At 29.5% G+C, this 18,849-nt stretch carries 17 protein-coding genes and 1 pseudogene; 15 read left to right on the top strand and 3 right to left on the bottom strand.

The window, feature by feature from the left end; all coding sequences use genetic code 11:
- Positions 1 to 104: 104 nt before the first annotated feature.
- The 14 genes from ACH5BK_RS13290 (at position 105) to wtpA (ending at position 14,531) form a co-directional block, all read left to right on the top strand.
- Positions 105 to 1,802, top strand: a complete 1,698-nt coding sequence (locus ACH5BK_RS13290; RefSeq protein WP_404308206.1) for a 4Fe-4S binding protein — start codon at positions 105 to 107, stop codon at positions 1,800 to 1,802.
- Complete coding sequence (locus ACH5BK_RS13285) at positions 1,792 to 2,565, top strand: molecular chaperone (RefSeq protein WP_404308204.1); 774 nt, start codon at positions 1,792 to 1,794, stop codon at positions 2,563 to 2,565. The genes ACH5BK_RS13290 and ACH5BK_RS13285 overlap by 11 nt, the downstream gene beginning before the upstream one ends.
- 102 nt (positions 2,566 to 2,667) lie before the next feature.
- Entirely contained in the window at positions 2,668 to 2,880 is a 213-nt protein-coding gene (locus ACH5BK_RS13280; RefSeq protein ID WP_404308202.1) for a Tat pathway signal protein, read from the top strand.
- 25 nt (positions 2,881 to 2,905) lie between these two features.
- The gene (locus ACH5BK_RS13275) at positions 2,906 to 5,737 is read left to right on the top strand and encodes a formate dehydrogenase subunit alpha (protein ID WP_404308200.1); all 2,832 of its coding nucleotides are present in this window, start codon (positions 2,906 to 2,908) and stop codon (positions 5,735 to 5,737) included.
- A 10-nt stretch (positions 5,738 to 5,747) separates the two neighbouring features.
- On the top strand, positions 5,748 to 6,362 hold the full coding sequence (gene fdh3B, locus ACH5BK_RS13270; RefSeq protein ID WP_404308198.1) for a formate dehydrogenase FDH3 subunit beta: 615 nt from the start codon (positions 5,748 to 5,750) through the stop codon (positions 6,360 to 6,362).
- The gene (locus tag ACH5BK_RS13265) at positions 6,352 to 7,311 is read left to right on the top strand and encodes a cytochrome b/b6 domain-containing protein (RefSeq protein ID WP_404308196.1); all 960 of its coding nucleotides are present in this window, start codon (positions 6,352 to 6,354) and stop codon (positions 7,309 to 7,311) included. The genes fdh3B and ACH5BK_RS13265 overlap by 11 nt, the downstream gene beginning before the upstream one ends.
- Positions 7,312 to 7,512: 201 nt before the next feature.
- Positions 7,513 to 8,301, top strand: coding sequence for a formate dehydrogenase accessory sulfurtransferase FdhD (gene fdhD / locus ACH5BK_RS13260; protein WP_404308194.1), 789 nt, complete (start codon positions 7,513 to 7,515; stop codon positions 8,299 to 8,301).
- Between the two features lie 10 nt (positions 8,302 to 8,311).
- Complete coding sequence (locus ACH5BK_RS13255) at positions 8,312 to 8,698, top strand: winged helix-turn-helix domain-containing protein (protein ID WP_404308192.1); 387 nt, start codon at positions 8,312 to 8,314, stop codon at positions 8,696 to 8,698.
- Positions 8,682 to 9,671: a cysteine desulfurase gene (locus ACH5BK_RS13250; protein WP_404308190.1), complete on the top strand. Its 990-nt coding sequence runs from the start codon at positions 8,682 to 8,684 to the stop codon at positions 9,669 to 9,671. Before ACH5BK_RS13255 ends, ACH5BK_RS13250 begins: the two co-directional genes overlap by 17 nt.
- On the top strand, positions 9,661 to 10,908 hold the full coding sequence (locus ACH5BK_RS13245; protein WP_404308188.1) for a molybdopterin molybdotransferase MoeA: 1,248 nt from the start codon (positions 9,661 to 9,663) through the stop codon (positions 10,906 to 10,908). The genes ACH5BK_RS13250 and ACH5BK_RS13245 overlap by 11 nt, the downstream gene beginning before the upstream one ends.
- 21 nt (positions 10,909 to 10,929) lie before the next feature.
- Positions 10,930 to 11,742, top strand: coding sequence for a substrate-binding domain-containing protein (locus ACH5BK_RS13240; protein WP_404308263.1), 813 nt, complete (start codon positions 10,930 to 10,932; stop codon positions 11,740 to 11,742).
- Between the two features lie 30 nt (positions 11,743 to 11,772).
- Positions 11,773 to 12,468, top strand: coding sequence for an ABC transporter permease (locus ACH5BK_RS13235; RefSeq protein ID WP_404308186.1), 696 nt, complete (start codon positions 11,773 to 11,775; stop codon positions 12,466 to 12,468).
- The gene (locus tag ACH5BK_RS13230; protein WP_404308184.1) at positions 12,465 to 13,484 is read left to right on the top strand and encodes an energy-coupling factor ABC transporter ATP-binding protein; all 1,020 of its coding nucleotides are present in this window, start codon (positions 12,465 to 12,467) and stop codon (positions 13,482 to 13,484) included. The genes ACH5BK_RS13235 and ACH5BK_RS13230 overlap by 4 nt, the downstream gene beginning before the upstream one ends.
- A gap of 90 nt (positions 13,485 to 13,574) precedes the next feature.
- Positions 13,575 to 14,531 carry a tungstate ABC transporter substrate-binding protein WtpA gene (gene wtpA, locus ACH5BK_RS13225; RefSeq protein ID WP_404308182.1) on the top strand — a complete coding sequence of 319 codons (957 nt, stop codon included), beginning with the start codon at positions 13,575 to 13,577 and terminating at the stop codon, positions 14,529 to 14,531.
- A gap of 54 nt (positions 14,532 to 14,585) precedes the next feature.
- Here the strand turns inward: wtpA and ACH5BK_RS13220 are convergent, their stop codons facing one another.
- The 3 genes from ACH5BK_RS13220 to ACH5BK_RS13210 form a co-directional block, all read right to left on the bottom strand.
- Positions 14,586 to 16,877, bottom strand: coding sequence for a methyl-accepting chemotaxis protein (locus tag ACH5BK_RS13220; RefSeq protein WP_404308180.1), 2,292 nt, complete (start codon positions 16,875 to 16,877; stop codon positions 14,586 to 14,588).
- A gap of 269 nt (positions 16,878 to 17,146) precedes the next feature.
- The gene (locus ACH5BK_RS13215; protein WP_404308178.1) at positions 17,147 to 17,365 is read right to left on the bottom strand and encodes a cold-shock protein; all 219 of its coding nucleotides are present in this window, start codon (positions 17,363 to 17,365) and stop codon (positions 17,147 to 17,149) included.
- Positions 17,366 to 17,598: 233 nt separating this feature from the next.
- A complete protein-coding gene (locus tag ACH5BK_RS13210) occupies positions 17,599 to 18,567 on the bottom strand; it encodes an aldolase catalytic domain-containing protein (RefSeq protein ID WP_404308176.1) in 969 nt (322 codons plus the stop codon).
- Positions 18,568 to 18,722: 155 nt separating this feature from the next.
- Here ACH5BK_RS13210 and glyA point away from each other — a divergent pair.
- Positions 18,723 to 18,849 (top strand): annotated as a pseudogene (gene glyA / locus ACH5BK_RS13205) (serine hydroxymethyltransferase); the annotation flags it as partial.

The raw sequence follows: 18,849 nt of genomic DNA, 5'->3' as shown, positions 1-18,849 counted from the left end.
TAAAAAAAATTGGTAAAATAAAGTTTAATATTTAAGCTATATTTAAAAATATGTTAATAAAATTAGGTAAAATATATTTTACCATTAATGGAAGGGCATAGGTTATGCAAGAATTTATTTACTATAACCCAAAGGGTTTAGATTTCCCTGTTAGCGAAGAGATATTAGTATCAACTAACTTAGATGAAATAAAAGAAGAAAGTTTTTTAATTTCAAACTCTTCTGAAGTTGATGCAGAAGTAAGTGCAGATGAAATAGATTTTTATATTAAAAATACTAAAGACTCAATGGCAGTGCAAATTGAAAATGTTTATAAATTATATGAAATAGCTGCCAACAAATATGATTTTGCTCAAGATATATCTTACTCACAAGAAGTTTCAAAGCAATTATTACTTGTTGCTAATGATAAAGAAGATTACGAAAGATTTGTAGCCTGTATTAAGCCTGATGACTTTGAATTATTTTTTGTACAAGAAAACATAATTAAGTCAATTGAAGGCCATATAGGAAATTTAACAGTAGTTGTTGATGATGAAGGTAAAGATGTAACTTTAAATGTTTCACAAATTGTTTGGTATGATGCTAAACAAGAAGGAATTAAACAAAGTGGATGCTTTGACCCAAAAGAATCTAGTGAAGAAGAAGTAATCTCTCAATTAAAAGAAAATATCAATTCATACTCATACAAAAAATTTACAACTTATGATAAAACAATCTGTCAATACAATGAAAGAAGAGAAGTTATCTGTTCAAAATGTGAAGAAGTTTGTCCTAGTGTTGCTATTACAAAAGATGATACAACAAAAGTTTTAACATTTTCTCAAATAGATTGTCATGGATGTGGAGGTTGTATTTCAGTTTGTCCTAGTGGGGCACTTGATTATGCTCCTTCAAATAGAGACTCAATGTTTGAAATGAGTAGTTTTTTTGCTGATACTCATCCTTTAATAACACCTCAAAAAATGAATATAAAAGATTTAGAAATAGAGTTAAAAGAGGGTGTTTTACCTTATGCTATTGAAGGTGAAAAGTTTTTAGATGAAACAGCATTTTTAACACTAGCACAAATTTCAGGTTCTCAACTTGTATTTTATACAGATTTTATTTCTAAAGGTTCAGGTGATGCTATTAGAATTGTAAATGATATTTATCAAAAAAAATATGGAAAAGATGCAATTATAGTAGCAATGGATGAAGAAGAATTAAAAGCTGCTTTAGAAGAAGTGACATTTATTGAAAACTCTCATTTTAATTTCAATCAAGAAGGACTTAAAAAAAGAGAAATATTCTCACATAGACTACAAAAATTAGTTGGGGAAGATGATTTAGGTGAAGTTCAAACAGGTGAGCATATTCATTATGGACTTGTAAAAGTAAATGAAGATAAATGTACATTATGTTTAGTATGTGTGGGAGCTTGTAATGTAGATGCTCTTCAAGCAGATGCAAGAGATAATACTTTAAGAATAAATCCTTCTTTATGTACGTCATGTGGATACTGTGAAGTATCATGTCCTGAAAGTGACTGTTTAGAGATAGAACGAGATGTAATCAAACTTCAACCAATGTGGTTTAAAGAAAATATTCTAGCCCAAGATGAACTTTTTGCATGTGTTGAATGTGGAAAAGAGTTCGCTACAAAAAAATCTGTTGAAAAAATTGCTTCTATGATGGGACCAATTTTTGCTAGTGATCCTGTTAAAGAGAGATCTTTATATTGCTGTGCAGATTGTAAACCAAAAATCATGATGCAAAATTATTATGATCAAAAAAAACAAGGAATGGCAAATGCAAGATAATCAAGCAGTAAACAAAGCAAGAGCATTATATTACAATCTTTTTGCAAACTTTTTTGTTCCACCTGAAAGTATTGAAAATTATTTAGAGTTAACAAGTTTAATTTATATTTTAAGACAAAACCCTTTAGATAAAACATCAGGAGATGCTTTAGCAAAAATAGAAGACTTGTTAGATAGAAGTTCAAATATTCCTTTATTACAAGAATTTGATGATATTTTTCATAATCCCACAAGTAAAAAAATAAGAACAACAGCTTCTTTTTATGATGAAGGTGTGGAATCAGGTAAAAAAAGAGTTGAAATGATTAATTTTGTTGCTAAAACAAAATTAAGAAGAGATGAAAAAAAGTTTCACGAATATGAAGATTCTGTAGGGTTCATTTTTACTTTAATGTCTGAACTTACAGATTTAATATCACAAGGTGAAAAAGAGTATGAAAATACAGTACATTGTATCTTTGCTCAAATTTTAAATGAATTTATTGATGAGTTCGCAAAAGAATTATATGAACATGATAATGCTGTAATATATAAAGAGCTTATGATTGTTCTTCATTCTTTTGTTGAATTTGAAAGACTTTACCTTGAAGTTTCAAAACCTATACCAAAAGAAAAAATAGAAAAAGTTGAAACTTGTGAAGTAGAAGAAATTTCAGAAGAAGAAAGACAAAGAAGAGAAAGAAACAGAGCATTAAGAGCAATGGGTCCTAAAAAAGAACAAAGACCTACAGATATTGCTTATGATGTAGAAGAGGATATTTAGTAAAAGGTTTCCTTTTACTAAGGGATTTTATAAAGAAAGCTTTAATCTTTTTTTATAAAGTCTCTTATTTCAAGGGGCTTAATTTCTATAAGGAGGTCAGTCATGGAACAAAGCAGAAGAGAATTCGCTAAAAAAACTGCAATTGTTACAGCTGGTGCAGCAGTTGCTGCTGGAACTAGCGTATTGGCTGCTACTGGTAATTCATCACGTCAAGATGATACAAATAATGGTGTTGTAAAAGGGTCTTCTAGAAAAAAAGAGATTCTTTACAGAAAAACTGCGACTTGGGAAGAGTATTACAAGAACGCAAAATAATAATTCAAAATAGTAGGAGAGTCGTATGTCAGCAAATACGTATGAATCTTTGAATGCAAAAGTAGGTAGAAGGTCATTTATGAAAATGGCTGCCGTTGCTACTGCATTTGGAGTAACATCATCTTTTGCTAGTACTACAGCTACAAGAAAAGCTACTGAGGAAGAGATTAAAAATCCATTCCCTGGTTCAAAGATGGTTAAATCTATCTGTACAGCTTGTTCAGTTGGTTGTGGTGTTATGGCAGAAGTGCAAAACGGTGTTTGGGTAAGACAAGAAGTTGCTACTGATCATCCTGTATCACTTGGAGGTCACTGTTGTAAAGGTGCCGATATGATTGATATGGTTAGGTCAGAAGTTAGACTTAAGCACCCAATGGTAAAAAGAGGTGGAAAATGGCAAAGAATTTCTTGGGATGAAGCTTTAGATAATATTGCTAAAAAGCTTGAATCTTTAAGAAAAACAGATGGGCCAGATTCAACAATGTTTTTAGGATCAGCGAAATTTAATACAGAACAATCGTATTATTTTAGAAAATTCGCTGCAATGTTTGGAACTAATAATATAGATCACCAAGCTAGAATTTGACATAGCTCAACAGTTGCCGGGGTGGCAAACACATGGGGTTATGGTGCTATGACAAATTCTTTAGGGGATATTCAAAACTCTAAGGCGATCATTATTTTTGGAGCAAATCCAGCGGTTAATCACCCAGTAGGATTCCAACATTTCTTAAAAGCTAAAGAAAGAAATAATACAAAAATAATAGTTGTAGATCCAAGATATACAAAAACTGCTGCAAAAGCAGATTATTTTGCACAAATTAGACCAGGTACTGATATTCCATTTATGTATGGAATGTTAAATATCATTTTTGAAAATGGTTGGCATGACGAAAACTTTATTAAAGATAGAGTTTACGGTATGGAAGATATCAAAAAAGAGGCTAAAAACTGGCCAATTGAAAGAGTTGCTGATGTTACAGGTGTAAAAGCTGATTTAATTGTACAAATTACTAAGCATTATGCACAAAATACACCAGGTACACTTGTTTGGGCTATGGGATTAACTCAACATAATAATGGTTCTTCAAATACAAGAATTGCTCCAATCGTTCAACTTGCTCTTGGAAACATGGGTAGAGAAGGTGGTGGAACAAACATCTTAAGAGGTCATGATAATGTACAAGGTGCAACAGATATGTGTTGTTTATCTCATACATTACCAGGTTATTATGGGTTAAGTGATGGTTCATGGAAATATTTCGCAAAAATGTGGAATGTAGATTATGAATGGTTAAAAGGTAGATTTAAAGATCCTTCATGGATGAATAAAAAAGGTTTCACACTTGCTAGATGGTGGGCTGGAGTTCTTGGTGGTAAGCCAGGAGAAGATGCTATTCATAATGCAGGTACAAATTTAAAAGCTTTATTTGTTATGGCAAATGGTGTTACATCAACTTCACAGCAAGTAAAAGTAAAAGAAGCTTTAGACAATTTAGATTTAGCAGTATTTGTTGATCCTTTTGTAAATGAAGGTGCAATTATTACAGATAAGCAAGATGATGTTTATATTTTACCAGGTGCAACTCAATTTGAGACTAGTGGTTCAGTAACTGCTACAAATAGATCAGCACAATGGAGAGATAAAATCATTGAGCCAATGTATGAGTCTAAACCTGACCAAGAAATCATGTTTGAATTAGCTAAAAGACTTGGATTCTATGATGAATTAACAGCAGGTATGAAAGTTAAAGAAAACAAAAAAGATTATAAATGGCCAGAAGATGCTACTGATGAAATCGCAAGAACAATTAAAACAATTGGTCTTACAGGTTGGACAGCAGCAAGACTTAAAAAACACCAAAAAAATTGGCACATGTTTGATGAAGTATCTATGAGAGGATACGGTGAAATGACTGGTGAGTACTATGGTTTACCATGGCCTTGTTGGACAGAAGATCATTGTGGTTCTCCTTTATTATATAACATCAATAGAAGTGTTAAAGAAGGTGGTATGGGGTTCAGAAATAGATTTGGACTTGAGCATGATGGACAAGATTTACTTGCAGGAAAAGGTTCAGCACCTAAAAATTCAGCAAATCCAAATGGTTACCCAGAAATCACTAGAGATAACATTGAAGAAGTGCTTGGTATTAAATTAACAGAAGATGAAAAGAAAAGAATTGGTAAAAACTGGAAAGTTGATACTTCAAATATAATTGCCCAAAAATGTATGGAAAAAGGAATTGCTCCTTATGGAAATGCAAGAGCAAGAGCAAAAGTTTGGACATTTGCAGACCCAATTCCTTTACATAGAGAGCCATTACACTCTCCAAGAACAGATTTAGTTAAGAAATATCCATCATTTGCAGATAAAAAGAATCATTATAGAGTTGATACTAGATATGTTTCTGAACAGACTGCATCAGACTGGGCAAAAGACTTCCCTATTAACTTAGTTACAGGAAGACTTGTAAATATGAACGGTGCTGGAATTGAAAATAGAGCAAGTAAGTATTTAGCTAAATTAACACCAGAAATGTTCTGTGATATTCATCCAGATTTAGCAGGAAGACATGGTATTAGAGATGGTTCTATGATGTGGATTCATTCACCTCAAGGAACTAAGATTAAAGTTAAAGCTAAATATTCATTTAGTGTATCAGAAGATAGAGTATTCTTACCATTCCACTTTGCAGGTGTTATGGAAGGTGTTGATTATACTCATAACTTCCCAGATGGTACAAAACCTTTTGCATCAGGTGAAAGTGCAAATACTGTAACTAACTATGGTTATGATATTGTTACTCAAATTCCTGAGACAAAAGGTGGTCTGTGTAGAATTGAAAGAGCGTAGGAGAAGCAACATGAGTAGTAATAATGTAGATTATTCAAGAATGAAATTTTACTGCGATGAAAACAGATGTATTCATTGTGATGGTTGTTCTGTTGCTTGTGCCGAAGCTCACGAGTTACCAGTAGAAATTTCTAGAAGAAAAGTAATAACAGTAAATGAAGGTAAACAAGGCGAAGAGTTTTCTTTATCTGTTGCTTGTATGCATTGTACAGATGCTCCTTGTGAGCAAGTATGTCCAGTAGATTGTTTTTATATTAGAGAAGACGGTATTGTTTTACATGATAAAAATAAATGTATTGGTTGTTCATATTGTCTATATGCTTGTCCATTTGGAGCTCCTCAGTTCCCTAAAGATGGTGCATTTGGAACAAAAGGTGTTATGGATAAATGTACTATGTGTGCAGGTGGCCCTGATGAGACTAATAGTGAGCATGAAAGACATTTATATGGTCAAAACAGAATTTCAGAAGGTAAAGTACCTGTATGTGCAGCGATGTGTTCTACAAAAGCTTTACTAGTTGGTGATTCTGAATCAGTAGCTAATATATATAGAGAAAGAGTTATATCATTTGGTCATGGTGTTCAGTCAATGCCTTACGGATGGGATAAAGCGTATGGAAAATAAAAGTTTTCTTAGCGAGTATAAAGCTTATTTTATAATAGGCTTTATATTTATGCTTCTTACTTATTGGTATTTTTGGTTAGCAACAATTGCAGATATTAATTATGTATATAAATTTTTACTGCAAATGATGCAAGGTAATATTTCTGGTAATGTGGTTCCTGTTGAAAACCTAACTAGGTATGAACAAATGGAAGTTGCACTATTTGGGCCTGATTATGATGCTATTGCTCCTGAGGTTATTAGAGCTTTTGAAGAAAGACAACATTTACTGCCAATAGTTTTTACTGTGGAGTTTTTCTTATTTTTAGGAATGTTCATAATAGCAAAAGGTAGAAAGCAAGCTAATATCACAAGAGAAAATGACAAAGTACAAGTTTACTCTGTATTTCAAAGATTTGTGATTTTATTAAATATTTTAATTATGATTTATCTATTTATCACTGGTTTTTCAATTACATTTGGAAACTGGACAGGTGGTGGAGAAATTGCAAGGTTAATGAGAGCAACACATGAAATAGTTGGGCTTGGATGGATTCCAGTTTGGGCTATCATGACTTTAATTGCTTTTAAAGATCATAAATATTTTATCAGACCAAGTGTAAAAATTTGGAATAAGATTTTCCTAAGAGGAAAATACAAACACATGGATAGAATAAATTATTATATGTATGTGGCATTTGGATTTAAATTAGTACTAAGTGGGTTTATTATTTGGTATTTATTCCCAGATTATACAACACATGCAGAGACTATTCAGTTTAAAAGATTTATTCTGTTTATTCATTTTATGGGAAGTGCGATTATTTCGTTCTTTACATTTGAAACAGTATATTCTTATTTTGTATCTGTAAAAGGATATATTCCTGGTGTAATTACAGGAAAATTACCAGTAGAGTATCTAGAACAGTTAAGACCAGACGTTTTAGAAGAAGAGGATTTAAGAAAATAGATTTAGCATCTAAGTTTCCTAAGAGGAAACTGGATTGCTTTTTCTATTTATTTATTAATATGCAAAATTAGCATATTAACTTTGAGAGCAATAAGTTGCTCTTTTTAGAATTTGTTTTTTAACTAGGAATTATTTTCTATGTTAAAAGAGATTTAGAAATTAAAATATGCAAAATTGGCATATTAAAGAAAAGAAGAAGATATGGATAACGCCAAATATTTAAAAACAGTAGTAATAGACAAACTTATAGAAAATGAAGCAACTGAATTTGAAGATGTGACTATTGATGAGACACGATTAAATTTATATTTAAATGGCCAAAAAACAATATCCATGATGTGTATACCAAAAGATCAAGATGCTCATGCAATTGGATTTTTAATGAGTGAAAATGTGATATCTTCTATTGCTGACATAGAAGATATTTCAATAAGTGAAGATGGTTTAAGAGTTGATATAAAAGCGAAAATAAATGAAGAATCATTACAAAATCTTTATAAAGAAAAAACTTTAACAAGTGGTTGTGGTGGTGGAGTTACAGGTACAGATAGTAGCGAACTTGTAATTCCTTTTAATCAAACTTCATTTCAAGTAACACCTGAGACTATTTCTTCTGAGGTTAAGATTTTTTATAGAGAAAGCGAACTTTATAATTTAACAGGTTGTGTTCATAAAGCAATGATATATTTACTTGATGGAACAACTATAACAGCAGAAGATATTGGAAGACATAATGCAATTGATAAAGCAATTGGAAAATGTAAACTTCAAGGATTAGATACTACTAAATCTGTATTATTTGTATCAGGTAGATTAAGTTCAGAGATGGTTACAAAAGCAGTTATGCACAAAATACCTATTATCGTATCAAGAACAGCTCCTACATATTTAGGTGTTCAAACAGCACATAAACATGGAATAACATTAATTGGTTTTGCACGTGGTAAAAAAATGAACTTATATACACATCAAGGTAGAATAGATTATTAAAGAGGTAATCATGGAAGTAAAAGTAAAAGTTTGGATTGATGATAATGAGAATAATTTAGTTTTCGGTGGTGGAAAAACAGAAGTATTAAAGTATATAGACCAAACAGGCTCAATTTCAAAAGCAGCAAAAATTGTAGGTATGAATTATAAGAAAGCTTGGACTCATATTAAAATATTAGAAGAGCATATAGAAGATGAATTAGTTCAAACAAAAAAAGGTAGGGGAGAGGACAGTGGAAGTTCTCTTACTCCAAAAGCTAGAGAGATTATCAATACTTACGAAGTGTTACAAGAAGATATTAAAGAATATGCTAAAAAAAGATTTGATGAATTGTTTTTAAAAGACAATAAAGAAATCATAAAAGTAAAAGGTGAAAATTGTGATAAAGCTGAATAGTTTACAGTATCAAAATATGCAAAATTTGCATATAAGTAATAATTTATCATTAAATGTTTTAAGCAATAATGAAGAGTTTTTATTTTTACAAGAAGAGTTTTTAAAAACATACAATAAAGAAAAACTTATAACATTTTCTTTTGATAAAGATGGTTTTTTGGGTCTTTTTTTACAACTTAGTAAAAAAGGTAAAATAGCTATTTCAAAGGGAGAATCTCATGCAGTTTATGAAGCTGGGGTATTATTTGAGTCTTTAGGTTTTAATATCACTTGGATAGATTTATTGAAAAATGGAAAAGTAAATACAAAACAAATAAAAGATTCAAATATAGATTTTATTTTTATTTCATCTTATGTTATGGATACTTTTGTAAAAACTGATATAGAAGAAATAAAATCTCTTACAGAAGCGAAAATTATTTCAAATGCAAGTGCTAATTTTAGTAATATTAGTGATGCTATATATTTTGATTCTTATAAATTAACTGGTTTTTCTACTTCAGGAGTTTTACTTTTTAATAAGGAACTTTTTGAAGAAAAAAGCATAGGTTTTATTGACACAATTGCAGTGAACTCTATCTTTGAAGCTCTTAAAAATCAAACTTTTACAAACTTAATAAAAGAGGAATTTAAAAATGCATTAAATGAAGTATTTGATGAAAATATTTACTTTTTTGTAGATTCAAATGATACTTTAGATTTTACTCTTCACTTTGCTTTAAAAGGTATAAAAGCAAGAGAAATAATAAGAACACTAGGTTTAGATTTTATACATATTACAAATGGTGAGGGATGTAGTTTAGGTTTATCAAAACCGTCAAGAATTATTCAAAGTATGGGATATGATGAAACTACAAGTAGAAATGCTTTATCTCTAACTTTTTGTGAGGATTTAGATTCTCAAACTATACAAAAAGTTGTAAATAAAATGGCAAAAAAATATAGACAAATAAGGGTTTTAAATGAGCAATAAATTAACTTACTTGGATTTTGAAGAAGCAGTAAAAAGAAGCTTAGATTTAGCAAAAGCTACTACTTTTACTGAAATTATACCAATTGCACTAGCTATTGGTAGGGTTGTTAGTGAAGATATAATTTGTGTAAAAAATCTTCCTGCTTTTAATAATTCAGCAATGGATGGATTTGCTATAAAAGCAAAAGATGCAGGAAAAACACTAAATATAAAAAAAGTAATTTATGCAGGAGATAAGGGGGAAGCAACAAATGCGTGCCTTTTAGATAATGAGTGTTACAAAATTATGACGGGAGCTAAGGTTCCAAGTGATGCCAATGCAATTATTCCTATTGAAAATTGTTTTGATGTAACTTCTGAAACTGTTAGAATCCCTGAAAATGTAAAAGAAGGTTCAAATTTAAGATTAAAAGGTGAAGAGCAAAAGCAAGGAAATGTTTTATTTCAAAAAGGTGAAATTATTACTTCTTCTCATGTAACACTTTTAGCTTCGCAAGGTCTTACAATGATTAAGGTTTTTAAAAAAATTTCAATAGCAGTTGTTTCAACTGGAAATGAATTAAAAGAGCCTTGGGAAAGCAGTGATGATGAAGAAATTTATAATTGTAATTCTTATGCTTTAGTTTCACTTTTAAAAGAAAATGGTTTTGATGCAACATATAGTGGAGTAATACCTGATAGTTTAGAAAGTTCAAAACAGTATATTTCAAATATGAAAAATTATGATGTAATTATTACAACAGGTGGTATTTCTATGGGGGATGCTGATTTTGTAGGTCAAGCATTTCTTGAAAATGGTCTTGAAACGGCATTTCATGGAGTAAATGTAAAACCAGGACGTCCAATAATGATGGGGAAAATGCAAAATACAGTTGTGATGTGTTTACCTGGAAATCCTTTAACAGCAATGGTAAATATGCACTTATTTGCGATACCAGTTTTACATAAAATGCAAGGAAATAAATGTTTCTATCATGATGTAAATTTTGCTATGAATCATGAGGATTTTAAAACTAAACAAGGAAGAGTAAATGTAGTACTTGGAACTTGTGAAAATGGAGGATTTAGAGTAACTAGAAAAAATAAATATGGTTCAGGAATGATAACAGCATTATATGAAAGTAATTCAATACTTGTAACTAGGGAAGAAACTTCAAGTATTGATGTAGGACAAGAGGTGTATGTTATTAGATTTAATAACAACTTAGTAAATAAACAAACGAATATATTTAATTAAAACAAAAAGGAAACAAACATGATGAAAAAAACTTTAGTAACTTTAGGATTAAGTGCAGTACTAGTATCAGGATTAAATGCAAAAGATTTAATGATGGCTACAACTACAAGTACAGATAATACAGGATTATTAGACTATTTAGCACCAAAATTTGAAAAAGAAACAGGAACTACTTTAAAATGGGTTGCAACAGGAACTGGAAAAGCTTTAAAGATGGGTGGAAATTGTGATGTAGATATTTTATTTGTACACGCTCCTGGTGCTGAAAAGAAATTTGTAGGTACTGGATATGGTGTAAATAGAACACAAGTTATGTATAACGATTTTGTTGTTATTGGACCAAAAGCAGATCCTGCAATGGTTACAGGTATGAAAACAGCAGCAGCACTTAAAAAAATTAATGATAAAGAAGCTAAGTTTTTCTCAAGAGGTGATAACTCTGGAACAAACAAAAAAGAGATTAAACTTTGGAAAGAAGCTATGACTAAAGCTCCTGAAAAAGCATCTTGGTATGTTCAAACTGGTCAAGGTATGTTAAGAACTATTAATATGGCTGCTGAAAAAGGTGGTTATACTATGACAGATAGAGGAACTTGGATTAAATACCAATCTCAAAAAGGTGATAAAAACACTATGAAAATTGTTGTTGAAGGAGATAAAACATTATTTAATCAGTATTCTGTAGTTTCAATCAACAAAGAAAAATGTTCAAATGTTAAACCAGAATTAGCAGCACAGTTTACAAAATGGATTATTAAACCAGAAACTCAAAAAACAATTGCTGATTTTAGATTATTAGGAAAAGCTTTATTTATTCCAAATGCTGGTAAATAAATAAAAAATAAAACTTAGGATTAAAACTGGATGAATCTTTTTACAGATGGCTTTAATGAAGCAATAGAACTACTTGTATCAGGTAATGAGAGTGTATACTCTGCAATTATTACTACAATAACAGTATCCTCTTGGTCTTTATTTATAAGTTTATTAATAGGTCTTCCTCTTGGGTTTGCCTTGGGATATTATAATTTCCCAGGTAAACCAGTAGTTAGAACTATAGTTGATACACTTCTTGCTTTACCAACAGTTGTAATTGGTTTAGTAGCATATACAATGTTGTCAAGGGTTGGACCATTTGGGCAATATGATTTGCTTTTTTCACAAGAAGCAATAATATTAGGTCAAATTGTACTAGGTCTTCCTATAATCATAGCCTTAACAGCAACACAAGTAGAAGCAGTTGATAAAAGACTTTATACTTCTTTAAAGGGCTTAGGAGCTACATCTTTTCAGATATTAAATGCAACATTAGTTGAAGCAAGATTTGGAATTATGACAGCTGCTGTTACTGCTTATGGAAGAATTGTTACAGAAATTGGTATTTCTATGATGGTTGGTGGAAATATAAAGTATCACACAAGAACTGTAACAACAGCAATTGCTTTAGAAACTGGAAAAGGTGAATTTGTAACAGGAATCGCTTTAGGTTTAGTACTTTTTGTAGTTGCACTTATGGTAAATATTGCATTATCAATACTTAAAAGGAAATGGACACAATGAGTTTATATGAATTAAATAATATAGAACAGTACTATGATGGAAAAAGAGTATTAAGTATTGAAAATCTTACTTTAGATAAAAATCAAATTATCGGATTTTTTGGGCCAAATGGTAGTGGTAAATCAACACTTTTTTCACTTTTATCTTTTATAAATAAGCCAACTTTAGGAAATATATCTTTTAATGGTTTATGCAATACAAGACTTGATTTTGAAACAAGACAAAGCGTAGTTATGGTACCTCAAAATCCTTATTTGTTAAAAAGAACAGTTTTTGAGAATATTTCTTATGGTTTAAAGCTTAGAAAACAAAAACAAAACCTAAATGAAAAAGTATTAGAAGCTTTGACTTTAGTAGGACTTGATAGTTCTTTTGCTCAAAGAAAATGGAGTCAACTTTCAGGTGGAGAAGCTCAAAGAGTCGCTCTTGCTGCAAGACTTATACTAAAACCAAAGGTTTTAATCTTAGATGAACCAACAACAGGAGTTGATACAAACTCAGCCCAATTAATAAAAGAAGCAATTTTAACAGCAAAACAAAAATACAATACAACAATACTAATATCAAGCCATGACCATAATTGGTTAAATCATATATGTGATAGGAAAATCGCACTTTTTAGTGGTAGTTTAGTTGAAAGTGGAGGAATTAATCTTCTTTTCTCACCTTGGCAAAAAAATGAAGAAGGAAATCTTGTAAAGCATTTTATAGATGGCCAAAGATTAGAAATTAAAAATAGTGAAGATAAGAAAAGAAATTCAGTAGTTATGATAAATAGTAATGCAATTACTATGTGTAGAGTTGATTGTGAAGAAATGAAAGATGAAAATACATTAATTGCAGAAGTAAGTTCAATTCAACAGCTTAATAGTATGAAAGATTTATTAATTGAGTTTTCAATTGGAGGTATTAGTTTTAATTGTAAAATTTCAAGAAAATTTATGCAAGAACAAAGTTTTTTACCAGGAGACAAAATCAATGTAAATATTGATACTAATAATGTTTGTTGGATATAAAAGTGTAAAGTTAAAACTTTGCATTTTTTTATATTTACTAATGTGCAAAATTTGCATATTACTAAATATAAATATTTTACAAGGAAAAAAATGAAAAAAATTTTATTATCTTCAACATTAATTGCATCACTAGCAGTTACATCAGTAGTAGCGAAGCAGACTATTACTGTATTTCATGCAGGATCACTAAAGGTGCCATTTTCACAAATTGAGAAAGCTTTTGAAGAGAAATATCCTCAATATGATGTTGTAAGAGAAGGCTCTGGTTCTAGAGCAGCAGCAAAAAAAATATATGCACAAGGAAGAGGTGCAGATGTTATGGCAAGTGCTGATTATAAGGTTATTGATAATTTACTAATCCCAAATCATGCAAAATTTAATGCAAGATTTGCCACAAATGAAATGGCAATTGCATATACAAAAAATGCAAAATTTGCAGATGAGATAAATAGTAAAAATTGGCCTGAGATTTTTTTAAGAGATGGAGTAAGAGTAGCCCATTCAGATCCAAATCAAGACCCTTGTGGATATAGATCTATTTTAGTTACAAAATTAGCGCAAGAGTATTATAAAGTACCAAAGTTCTATGATAAATTATTTGGATATGGAAGTTCATATACAAAAGGGGAAGAGAATAAAAGTAAGGTAGTTGTTAGGCCAAAAGAGTCACAACTTTTAAAGATGATTGAAGAAAACAAATATGATTATTTATATATTTATAAATCAGTTGCACAACAACATAACTTAAATTATATTACTTTACCTAAAGAAGTATCTTTAAAAGATAATGAAAATGCAAAATTCTATAAAACAGCTTCTTTTGATATTGATGGAAAAAAACAAGGGAGTTTTATCACTAAAAAAGGTGATGCTATGGTGTATGGAATTACAGTTGTAGAAAATAAAAAATCACCAGTAAATAAAGAAGGTGCAAAAAAGTTTGTAAATTTTGTTTTATCTAAAGAAGGACAAGAAATTATGTTTAAAAATGGGCAAGGTGTAATAAGCCCAGCAAAAATAACAGGGAATGCTTCTATTTTAAAATAGATACTTTTCTTGTATGAGATAAAATCTCATACAAGAATAAACTTCTATAAGTTCTTAAAAGCTTTCCCATTCGTCATTATCAGAAATTTCTTGAATTTTTTGAGGTTCTTCTATATCTGTTTTTGTATTATTTTTTATATTTGTTTCTTGTTTATTAGTAACTCTTTGTTTTTTTATATCTTCTTTTCCTATAAAGTTACTACTACTTGCATTCTTAACTACTGTTTTTGATATTTCATCAGTTTTAACTGCAACTTCTTTTGTTTGAGTAGCTATATTCGCATTTTCTTGAGTTTGTTTATCTAAAGAGTTAATCGCATCGTTTATTTGAACAATACCTGTTTTTTGTTCTCTACTTGCTAATTCTACATCTTCTATTAATTCAATAGTTTTACTAATACTGCTATTTAAACCATTATATCCTGTAATCATTTCATTTGCTATATTTTTTCCATTATTTGCTTTTTGAGTAGCATTTTCTACAAGGTCTTTTATTTCTTTTGCAGCTTCAGCACTTCTTGCTGCTAAGTTTCTTACTTCTTGAGCAACAACGGCAAAACCTTTTCCTGCTTCACCTGCTGTTGCAGCTTCTACTGCTGCATTTAATGATAGAATATTTGTTTGGAAAGCAATTTGATCAATAATTGAAATTGCTTCTGTAATAGCTGTAACTTCTGTATTTATTTCATCCATAGCTTTTGTTGTATCATTTGCTAATTTCTCACCTGTATTTGTAGCTTTTACAACTTCTTTTGCGTGGTTTGACATCTTAATAATATTTTCAGTAGTTCCAGAAACATTTCCAGTAACCTCTTCTAAAGCAGCAGCAGTTTGTTCTAAAGCAGCAGCTGCTTCTGTAGCATTTTTATTTAATAGTTCTACATTAACAAGTAAAGTATCACTACTATTATCTAAAATAATTCCATTTTTCATATTATCAGCAAGCATACTATTGATGATATCTATTAGCTCATTTATTTTATGTGAAAATTCTCCTGAGTCATCTATCTTAGAAGTAAAATCTTTATTTGAACATTTTTGTAGTACTTCTGTTGTTTTATTAAGATCAGTTGCAATTTTTTGTCTTAATGAAGCAAGCATACTGTTAAAAATATCTTTTAATTCATTTAAAGATGGGTTTATAGTATTTTTATTTATATTACCTTTTAAATTTCCTTCTTCAATTTTATTTACTAATTGTTTTACTTCATTTATTAAATCTTCATCTTGTTTAATTGATTGTTCAATTTGAGAAATATTAGTATTAATCATTTTTGCAATTTTTCCAAATTCATCATTTGTTTTTAAATCAATTTCTTCTATAGTATGAGATTTTCTATTTAAGAAATTGAAGAAACTTTCAAGTCCATTGGATACTTTTTCTAAAGAGTTTATGATACCTTTAGGAATAATTAAAGCTAATATAATAGCTAAAACAATTACAAGAACTGAAACTATAGAAATAACAATAATTGAAAATTCATTTGAATTTTGAACCTCAGGTCCTATTTTATCTTGTGCTTTTTTTAGGTCTAGTTTTACACTCTCTGTCAATTTAGCAACTTGTGGGCCTATTTTATCCATTTTATTTTTAATAATATCATTTCTTTTTATAATGATTTGCTTTACATCAGAAAAAGCTTTTTTATAGATATCTATATCTTCAATAATCTTATTTAAAATACTTATTCTAGTAGGATTTTGTATCTCTTTTTTTAGTATTTCTAAGTCATGGCTTAAGTTTTTGAATTCTAAATCAACTCTTTTTGAATCAGCAGTACTATTTGTTTCTAAATATTTAACTGCATATAATCTTGCTAAAAGTAAGTTTCTTAATCCTAAACCTGCTTCATGTGATGCAATAGCATCATTATCATCAAAAGCAGAATTCATTAGTTTTGTAAATAATACTTCTAATTCTTTACCAATTATATTCATTTTATTATTTATAATATTATTTCTTTGCTTCATAAGGTTTTGAATTTCTTTAAAACTGTCGTTATATACTAATAGCTTTTGATCAATTTCTTCAACCATTTTCGCTCTATTTGGATTATTAATTTCTTTTTTTGCTGTAGCTATAAAACCTTCAACTTTTTTAAAATAAGAATTAAATTCATCTATTTCTTTATCTAAACCATTTATAAAATAATCTTTTGCATTCATTCTAACCATAAGCATATTGGCTTGTACACGACCCATTAGTACACCATCTCTTGCCATTTCTCTATAGTCTTTAAATCCATTAGTTGAGGATTTTAATGAATACCAAGCATCTGCACTTAAAATTATTATCATAAGTATAATGGATGAGAACCCTAATAAAAGTTTATTTTTAACACTCATATTTACCTTCTTTCTCTTAATATATTATTTGTTATAAATTGTGTTATTATAGCATTTTAATATGATTGTAAAGTTATAAAAATCAGGAATTGTAAAAATTATTTGTGTATTAATTACACAGATATATAATAATTGTTTTTATGATGTTTTTTAATTTATCGTAGGAATTTTAACTATTTTTATAAAGTCAAAAATTTGTTATATTAGAAATAAAAATTAAGAATGAATAAGTAAAAGAAGAGTTAAATAAATAACCCTTCTATAAAGTATTATAAAACTGTAACGTTTACAGCTTGAATACCTTTATCAGTTTGCTCAGTTTCATAAGATACTTTTTGACCTTCTTCTAAAGAAACTCTTCCATATCCAGTACTGTTTACTTGTCTGTAGTGTACAAATGCGTCTTTGCTACCATCTTCAGGTTGAATAAATCCAAAACCTTTTTCGTCGTTGAACCATTTAATAGTTCCATTTTTTAAATCTGCCATTTTAAATGCCTTATATTAGTGTAATCTTGAAAATATAAAGTAAAGTGTTCTTCAGGGTAGTTCTACTGCAGTTGTGTTCAATAAATCTTAGCTAAAGATGAAACTCTAAACCATCTTTCAATTATGTTATCATAACTAAAAAAGCTTTAATTACATCATAAAATAAAGAAAAGTTTTGAAATTTAAATATCTATGTGTAAAAAGACCTATATAATAAGTCTTTTTACTAAGTTTTATTCTTTTAATAAATCTCTATAGAATTCTCTATATTCCGTATTTTTTTCGTCTCTTGCTTTCATGGCAGGTCTTGGATGTTCATTTAATTGTCCTGTTAGCATATATGGAATTGAATAACCCCAGTCTAACTCTTTTTCTAAAGGTACTATGTACTCTTCTATGAACTTAAGTACAGGCATTAATTTATATTTTGGGTTTTTTAAGAAACCAATTAATAACTCCATTGGACAATTTCCTGCTCCTCTTCCTAATCCTGAAACAGTAACATCTAAGAAACTTGCTCCATAAGTCATAGCTTCAATTGTATTAGCATAGGCTAATTGAAGATTATTATGTGCATGAATACCTATTTTTTTGCCACTTGCTTCTGCAACTTTTAAATATTTTTCTGTTAATTTTACTATTTGTTCTGGATAAAAAGAACCAAAACTATCAGCAATATAAATAACATCTACAGATGTTTTTGCTAGTTGATCTAAAACCTCAGTTAATTCATCATCAAATGATTTTGATACTGCCATAACATTTACTGTTGTTTCGTATCCTTTTGCATGAGCATCTTCTATTAACTCAATAGCAGCTGGTAATTGATGAATATAAGTAGCAATTCTAATCATATCAACAACTGATTCTTCTTTTGGTCTTAACTCTTCTTTTAATGATCTACCAATATCAGACATAACAGCAATTTTCATATCTGTGTTATTTTCACCAACAATTCTTCTAATATCTTCTTCTTTACAGAAATTCCATGGTCCATATTCATCTTCACTCATAATAGTAGGAGATACATTTTTCCCTATTTCCATATAATCAACACCAGCAGCAACACAGGCTTCATAGTGTGCTTTTACAAACTCATCAGAAAATTGATAATTGTTTACAAGACCGCCATCTCTAATAGTACAATCAAAAACTTTCACATCTTCTCTTACTGAAAGTATAGAACCTTTTCTTTCTATCATAATACTCTTCCTAATTCTTCTTTATTTGAAATTACTTGTATCTTATCTTAAAATCAGTCAAAGTATTATTAATAAAAGTGAAATTTAGCAATATTTGGATTGTTTGAATTTAAAGTTTTGGTTATACTTTTGAAAATTTTATATAAAGGTAGAAAATGAGCTACATATCAAGCGCAAACTTAGAGACAGCAGATAAAGAGATATTTGATATCGTTGAGCAAGAGTTAGAAAGACAAACAACACACTTAGAAATGATTGCTAGTGAAAACTTTACTTCACCAG

Origin of the sequence: Arcobacter sp. YIC-80, from assembly GCF_044841725.1 — a bacterium.
GTDB lineage: Bacteria > Campylobacterota > Campylobacteria > Campylobacterales > Arcobacteraceae > Arcobacter_B.
Note: the sequence above shows the minus strand (reverse complement) of the source record. Positions and strands in the feature narration are given on the sequence as shown.